5 protein-coding genes are annotated in these 7,488 nt (G+C 42.6%); all 5 read left to right on the forward strand.

What is annotated here, in order from left to right; all coding sequences use genetic code 11:
• Positions 1-305 precede the first annotated feature (305 nt).
• The 5 genes from BN2425_RS15540 to BN2425_RS15560 all read left to right on the forward strand — a co-directional run bounded on the left by BN2425_RS15540 (position 306) and on the right by BN2425_RS15560 (position 7,196).
• Positions 306-986 (forward strand): Na-translocating system protein MpsC family protein, encoded by a 681-nt coding sequence (locus BN2425_RS15540; protein ID WP_074433074.1) that lies wholly within the window; start codon positions 306-308, stop codon positions 984-986.
• A gap of 277 nt (positions 987-1,263) precedes the next feature.
• Positions 1,264-1,530: a heterocycloanthracin/sonorensin family bacteriocin gene (locus BN2425_RS15545; RefSeq protein ID WP_042461342.1), complete on the forward strand. Its 267-nt coding sequence runs from the start codon at positions 1,264-1,266 to the stop codon at positions 1,528-1,530.
• A gap of 174 nt (positions 1,531-1,704) precedes the next feature.
• Positions 1,705-3,654 (forward strand): putative thiazole-containing bacteriocin maturation protein, encoded by a 1,950-nt coding sequence (locus tag BN2425_RS15550; RefSeq protein WP_042461346.1) that lies wholly within the window; start codon positions 1,705-1,707, stop codon positions 3,652-3,654.
• Entirely contained in the window at positions 3,651-5,591 is a 1,941-nt protein-coding gene (locus BN2425_RS15555; protein ID WP_042461349.1) for a TOMM precursor leader peptide-binding protein, read from the forward strand. The genes BN2425_RS15550 and BN2425_RS15555 overlap by 4 nt, the downstream gene beginning before the upstream one ends.
• Before the next feature lie 21 nt (positions 5,592-5,612).
• Positions 5,613-7,196, forward strand: coding sequence for a SagB family peptide dehydrogenase (locus BN2425_RS15560; protein WP_042461352.1), 1,584 nt, complete (start codon positions 5,613-5,615; stop codon positions 7,194-7,196).
• Positions 7,197-7,488: the final 292 nt, after the last annotated feature.

Genomic DNA, 7,488 nt, shown 5'->3' on the forward strand with positions numbered 1-7,488 from the left:
ATTAAACAAGTTAGAATATAATTATCATTGGTAAGAGAATGGATGCTTTTATTCAAGGATGTAATTAATAGTAGGTAAAAGTTAGAACCATAAAAATGTTTTGATAAACTTCTTTTATTCTGACGGGAATGTTCTGGACAATTTATTGATTGAGCTGGTCATAAGTCAAGGTGGGAAAGAAATATTCCTATCTTGACTTTTTTTGTTTGTAAATTTTTGGCAATGAAAGGAAGTCGATTCGCTAATTCTACTCTAAGAAATAAATATTAATAATTAAAGTGAGGATCATTTACATGTCTTCTCCCATGCAACACACACTTTCGGATATTAGTAGTTTCGTTAGTAAGTTATTAAGAAAGAATTTTGGCAAGGGCCCCATTTCTTGCCATGCTTATGCAAAGGATCGGTTTCTTGTTTTTTACATACGAGGGTTTCTGTCGCCGATGGAAAAAGTTTTGATAGAAAATGACAACTTGGACAATATAGTCATTTCACGAAATATTGTTATGGAATCAGTTCTAAATGAATTAAAGGGACTGCTTGAATTAAACTATCAACAAGATGTTGAGTATCTCTATCATGATTGGAACTATGCTAATAACACTGGAATGATAACGGCTGTTTTTGAAAAGGTGGTTCCTTCTTTTGAATCAAGTGTACACTTTCCCAAGTATGAAGATTTTATTGCAGAAATAGAGCGGCTAACTATTTTAATTCAAAAAAAGCCAAAACAAATACAGGCCTTTCAAATAACCTCAAAGGTATATTTGGTGATAAGAGAAGGAATATTAGTTCCGATTGAAAAGGCAATGATTCAAAAAGGCTATGAACAGAAACTTTTAGTAGTAAAGGATGAGTTAGAGAAAAGTTTCTGTCAACGAAATGGCCGGTTTGAACAGATATTTAAAAAACAAATAGGAGATATGTTTGTCGATTGGAACTTAAAAGAGGATAAAAGCTTAACTTACCTTTTCTTAACTAATTAAAATAAGGCCCAAAAAAGTATAAAGTCTGAAGGGGCAGTACCAATTTTTCCTAGGTGCTGTCCCTTTATTCTTTTGCCCATTATTAGCTAATAGAGTAACCGTTTTTTTGTGTAATTTGCTACCTAAAATAGGCTCTTTCTTTAGTAACAGCGACCTAAACAGAATCATAATTTGTTGAAGAGAGTACAAATCGTATTGGATGTTTGTAAAAAAAACCTTATAACTTTCCCGCTCTCTATTTAGGCTCAATATTATTAAATACAAAGGGGAGGAACATATGCAGAACTTTCAAAATGAACTGCAAGGATTGGGAATCGATCCTTATCAAACTGGTGAGTTAATGGCAATCGGTCCACAATTCGAGGATACGCGCCTGTGGGGCCGCTGTGGCGGTTTCCGTTGCGGTGGCTGTGGCGGCTTCCGTTGTGGCGGCTTTCGTTGTGGCGGCTGTTTCGGTTGCGGCGGCTGCTTTGGCTGTGGCGGCTTTGGTTTTGGTGGATTTGGGTGTTTTAGCTGTTTTGGCATCGGTGTTGGTTTTATTTAATTGGTTTGCAATTAGGAATGCACTTGGAAAATATCGTTCTAGAAAGAACGTGTCCCCTGCAAGTAACTGTGCCGCGGGGGGCACTTCTTTTCAGCATTTAACATAATGGACAAAAAATCGTACATAAACTGATAGTGCGTAAGTAGTGACAATGAGGAATAAGGAGGTACTCCAGTGGCAGAACTTAACTCGTCCTCACGTCTGAAGGTCAAAAGGGATACGTTTTTTCTCCCAGACCAAAAAGGGGGGGTGTACTTTAGAAATAACATAAGCTCTTTTCGTATGGAAGGCAAAACCATCTATCAGTGGATCGAAAAATTGCTGCCGATGTTCAATGGAGATGTAACAATGGGAGCCATCACAGAGGGACTAACAGCACCGTACCGTGACAGGGTTTATGAAATTGGGGAGACGTTGTACAAGAATGGGTTTGTTCGCGATGTTAGTAAAGATTTGCCCTATGAGTTAAATCGTGAGGTTCTTGAAAAGTATGCTTCACAAATTGAATTTATTGAGAATTTTACCGAATCGGGCGCATACCATTTTGAAAAGTACCGTCAGGCAAGGGTCCTGACTGTCGGCTCGGGCCCCTTCTTTGTATCCTTGGTATCGGCATTATTAGAATCAGGTTTGCCGAAATTAAATGTCATGGTTACAGATGCGGTTCAAACCAATAGAAAGCGGCTCAATGAGTTGGTGCAAAATGCTAGGGAACTAGATTCCGTTGTGGAGTTGGAAGAAATACCCTACTTTAAAGGGGCGGGGTCAGCTTTTTGGAAAGAAGCCGTTCGGGAGTATGATTGGATTCTCTATGTTTCTCAGGAAGGCAATGTAAATGAATTAAGGAGTATAAATCAAGCTTGCAAAGAAGAAAAGAAAGCATTTTTCCCGGCCATTTATTTAGACAAAGTTGGGCTCGCCGGTCCGTTAACTCACCCAGAATCAGATGGATGCTTCGAGTCTGCCTGGCGCAGAATCCATCACTCTTCTCTAAGGGCAAATGAGCAGCCCCAGATGTACTCTTCCACAGCAGGAGCCATTTTGGCAAACGTCTCTGTATTTGAATTTTTCAAAAAGGCAACGGGTATAGCAGGCCCCAATCAAAGTAATCAAATATACCTGCTCCATCTTGATACGTTGGAGGGAGATTGGCTTTCCTTCATCCCGCATCCATCCGTTTCATCAAACAGTGTTAAACCCGAGCTAGTTGAAAACCTTGATGAAAGACTTAAACAAGAATTCAATAGAGAACAACAGCAGGGGCAGCTTTTGGAGTATTTTAGTCGATTAACTTCAAAGGAAATTGGCATTTTTCATTCCTGGGAGGAACAAAATCTGTCGCAGCTTCCTCTTTCCCAGTGCTATGTTCAAGCGGTTAATCCAGTGTCAGATGGACCAGCACAACTGCTGACCAAAGTTGTCTGTTCGGGAATGACCCACGAAGAAGCAAGAAAAAATGCCGGATTGAAGGGCATCGAAATGTATGTCGCCAAATTGGTCCATTCAGTAAATCGGAAATATAGCGTTAATAGGGTGCTTCCAGAAGGATTTCTAGGCATTGGTTCAGGGGAAACCACCGCGGAGGCTGTTTGCCGGGGTCTGCAAGACTATCTGAATGAAGAATTGAAAAGTCGAGAGGGAGATGGCTTAAATACGGTTTTTCGTGCGCCGATCGGAGCCATAGATGATAAAAGATGCCAATACTATTTGAATGCTATCACAACTCTGAACGGTTCCCCAATCATCGGTTTAAAAGACGATGTGCTGGGTTTTCCAGTTGTCGGGGTAAAGTCTAAGCGCCGGTGGTACACAGGGATAGATTTAAATATCACAATGGCATTGCAAAATGCTTTGCAAAAAGCACTTTTGGATGCCCAGAACCAAGTGAATACCGTAGATAGGGAAGAGAAAGAATCCTTGATTTATCTTGAAAAAAAGGACTCCAAACTTGAAATCCCCACTTGTGAGAACATGACCCATTTGGAACTGTTGCATTCATCCATCCAGGTTTTATCTAGACACGGTAAACAGCTAGTAGTCTATGATTTGTCAATGGAACCTTTTTTAAAGGAAGGGCTGGCAGGTGTGTATGGTGTGCATGTGCGAGAGGGGGATACTGTATGACTCCACATATCCTCATTGTCGGGGACGGACTATTAGCAGATTATGTTTACGATCACTTGTCAACCAACTATCTAGTAAAACGTCAAAGTATGATGGAGGAAATATCGGATGAGATAGAATTAGCATTGGTCTTGGACGATGCCTGGCATCCATCGATACACCAGAAGGCGGAAGAGCGGTTTAGGTTCTCCGGAATTCCTTGGCTTCGTGGTTTCGTTTCGTTTGGCGAGGGAATTATTGGTCCATTAGTTCGGCAGGGTACATCGGGATGTTCTCTTTGTGCCGATAAACGGCGTTTGATAGCTGGCCCCGACCGGGTTGAAATGTGGCTCCTTCAAGCAAGAATGGGTACAGGTGCAGGTGGCTTGCGGGATGCTTGGTCTTCACGTTCAGGGATGTTTCACATGGCTGGTTTAATTTGTGATGAAGTGCAGAAAGTCCTTCAGGGGAAGCCATCCTCCTTAGAAGATAGCATGTTCATTACCAATCTCAGGACTTTAACGAACACTAGTCACTTTTTCTTGCCTGATCCATTGTGTCCTGTTTGCAGTCCAATTCCGGAAGACTCACCTGAGCTAGCCCGGATTAGCTTAAAGTCCAGTCCTAAATTGCCTGGTGCAGGCTATCGCAGTCGTTCGATGGAGGAATTGAAAACAGTGCTAGTCGATGACTATCTGGATGATCGTACTGGGATTATGAATGGCAAAATCGAGGATATCAGGCTCCCATTTGCAGATGTTTTAGTCAACATGCCGTTGTTTGGGGCAGATGAGGGAGTGGCAGGACGTACGAATTCCTATGAGATGAGTGAGCTCACGGCCATCTTGGAGGGATTGGAGCGCCATTGTGGAATCGAGCCTCAAGGCAAGAGGAAGAAAGTTCGTGATAGCTATCATCATTTAAAGGACATCGCTTTAAATCCGACAAGAGTGGGGTTACATGAAGACGAACAATATGCAAAGTCTGATTTCCCGTTTAAACGGTTTAACCCTGATACCCCAATCAATTGGGTGTGGGGATATTCGTTTTTACAAGAACGGCCTATATTGGTTCCAGAGTTACTCGCCTATTACAGTTTGGGATATGGGGAGGGTTTTGCTTATGAAACCTCTAACGGGTGTGCATTAGGAGGGAGTGTAGAGGAAGCCATATTCCATGGAATTATGGAGGTCGTTGAGCGCGATTCCTTCTTGGTAACATGGTATGCGCAGCTGCCCCTTCCGCGTCTTGACCCTTATTCTGCTAACGATAAGGAATTAGAGCTGATGGTTGACCGTTTACGTGACGTGGCGGGTTATGATGTTTATTTTTACAATTCTACAATGGAACATGGGATCCCCAGTATTTGGGCAGTGGCAAAAAACAGAAGCTCAAAGGGTGTGAACCTGATTTGTGCCGCAGGTGCCAGTCCCGACCCTGTAAGGGCGGCGAAAAGTTCCATCTACGAACTTGCGGGAATGATGGTTCGGCATGACGAGAAGTTGGAGAAAAACCGGAAGCAATATGAAGAAATGTTGAAAAATTCATTTGCTGTCCGTACCATGGAGGATCATGGAATGCTTTATGGTCTTCGGGAAGCAGAGGAACGGCTGAACTTTTTATTAGATGTGACTCGCCCATTAAGGACATTTGCTGAGGAATTTAAACAGCCTCCGTTTCATGCTGATTTAAGGGATGAGCTTCAGGATATCCTGCAAACATTTCGCCAGTTAGACCTCGAAGTCATTGTGGTAGACCAGACGACACCGGTAACCAAACGGAATGGATTATACTGTGTTAAAGTATTGATTCCTGGTATGCTGCCGATGACATTCGGACATCACCTTACCCGTGTCAAAGGACTGGAGAGGGTCCGCCAGGTACCAATGAAGCTCGGATTCACCAAACAGCCGTTATCGTATGAACAGCTTAATCCCTATCCTCATCCATTCCCATAATGAAAAGCAGGAGGTGTAAGCGTGAAGCTGGAAACGTTTTTGCATCATCTGCATTATGATACAGATAAAGTTGTACCATCAGATTGGGAAGTGGACTGGGAGGACGCGCCACTTCCTTATAAACTGTACCGTGGCTTGCCTGAAATAGCATTATCCGGAGATGTACCTCTAACGCTCACACTAAGAGATACTCAGGCACAACCAGAACTTGAGGAGCTTGGCCATTTTTTATGGTATGTATACGGGCTTTCCAAGTACGCCCAAACAGCTTTTTTAGAAACATCTGAGGAGATTGCTTCTGTCAGTTATGCCCAGTTGTATCGCAGATATGTTCCCTCTGGTGGGGCATTATATCCCAATGAATTATATGTTTATTTAAAGCTGGAGGATGTACCCGAGGGAATTTATCACTACGATGTGGCACATCATCGCCTCCTATTGCTGCGCGAAGGTAATTACGATTCCTATATATCCAGAGGCCTCGGCAACAGCTGTGACATTTCTGATTGTTTCTGCACCGTTTTTGTTTCGACTGTTTTTTGGAAAAACTTCTATAAATATAATAATTTTTCCTACAGACTTCAAGGTCTAGATGCAGGTGTGGTCATAGGGCAAACATTAGAAGTAGCCAGTAGGATGGGGTTCTCATCACGGGTATGTTACCAATTTCTTGATCGTTCGATTAATCATTTGCTAGGGCTCTCTGAACAGGACGAAAGTGTCTATGCAGTCATCCCATTATCGAGTCATTCATCTATCCATGATGTTGGCACATTTGCTAAAAAAGAACATGTTTCTGCCGCTGAACTGTCCCAGGAAGTACCAATACTGGAGCATGAAACTTACAATCGTTCCAAGAAAATTGTTGATTACCCGCTGCTCAAAGAGATGAATGAAGCATCGATATTTGAAACGACACAGTCATTTGGGAAGATAACCAAGGAGGAGCAGGGGACAAGGGCCTTAAGTTCAGAATTTTTTATTCTGCCATTTACGGAGCCCTTTTCATACGACTTTGCTTCTGTTTGTAGAGAGAGACACTCTCCCGACCTTGATTTTATGAGAGGGAAAGTCAGTCAAGCTACACTGTCTACTTTGTTAAAAGAGACATTTTCTTTTTCGTATCAGAATGACCTAGATGGCATCCAGAGGTTTTCTAAGACTCGTCTATCTTTGAATGGCTTTTTTAATAATGTAGAGGGTATACCAAATGGTGCATATGCTTATGACAAAAGTGCACATGCACTTCGAAGAATAGCAAGCGGTGATTTCCGTGAGATTTTGCAATATGGGCTCACAATGCCCAATGTCAATCTGTTTCAAGTTCCGCTCTGCCTGCATGTTATTGGAGGAAAGGATCACCTTAACGAGGAATTGGGATATAGGGGATATCGAATACAACAGATGGAGGCGGGTATCCTCGTACAACGGCTGCTCTTGATATCGTGTGCCTTAGGGATGGGAGGGCACCCTTTGTTAGGGTTTGACGCGAATCGATGTGATGAACTATACAGAGCCGATTCGAACCAAGTAACGAGTCTCATCCAAATCCCTGTAGGACCATATCGTCCCCGTGCTTGGTTGAAAGGAAGCTTGACAAGCTAAGGGGAAATTTGGAGACCTCACAGCCCAGGCAATTTAACAATTCTCGAATCAGAAAATGTAGAATAATTCATTGGCCCAGTGCAGATGAAAGGGCCAGGGCTATTTTGGGGCATAAAGGAAATGTTCCCTAAATCTTAAGGTAAGCACAAGAATTGCCAGCCAATGAAAACCACTAATTGTTGCCCAGAATAGTCTACGTGACCCCGATCTGGCTTTTTCAAAGTAACCGGTCGCGTAGAGGGTGTCTACGTGACCCGAATGCAGTTTTTTCAAAGTAACCGGTCACGTAGAG

Source organism: Neobacillus dielmonensis (assembly GCF_000612665.1).
Taxonomy (GTDB): domain Bacteria; phylum Bacillota; class Bacilli; order Bacillales; family Cytobacillaceae; genus Neobacillus; species Neobacillus dielmonensis.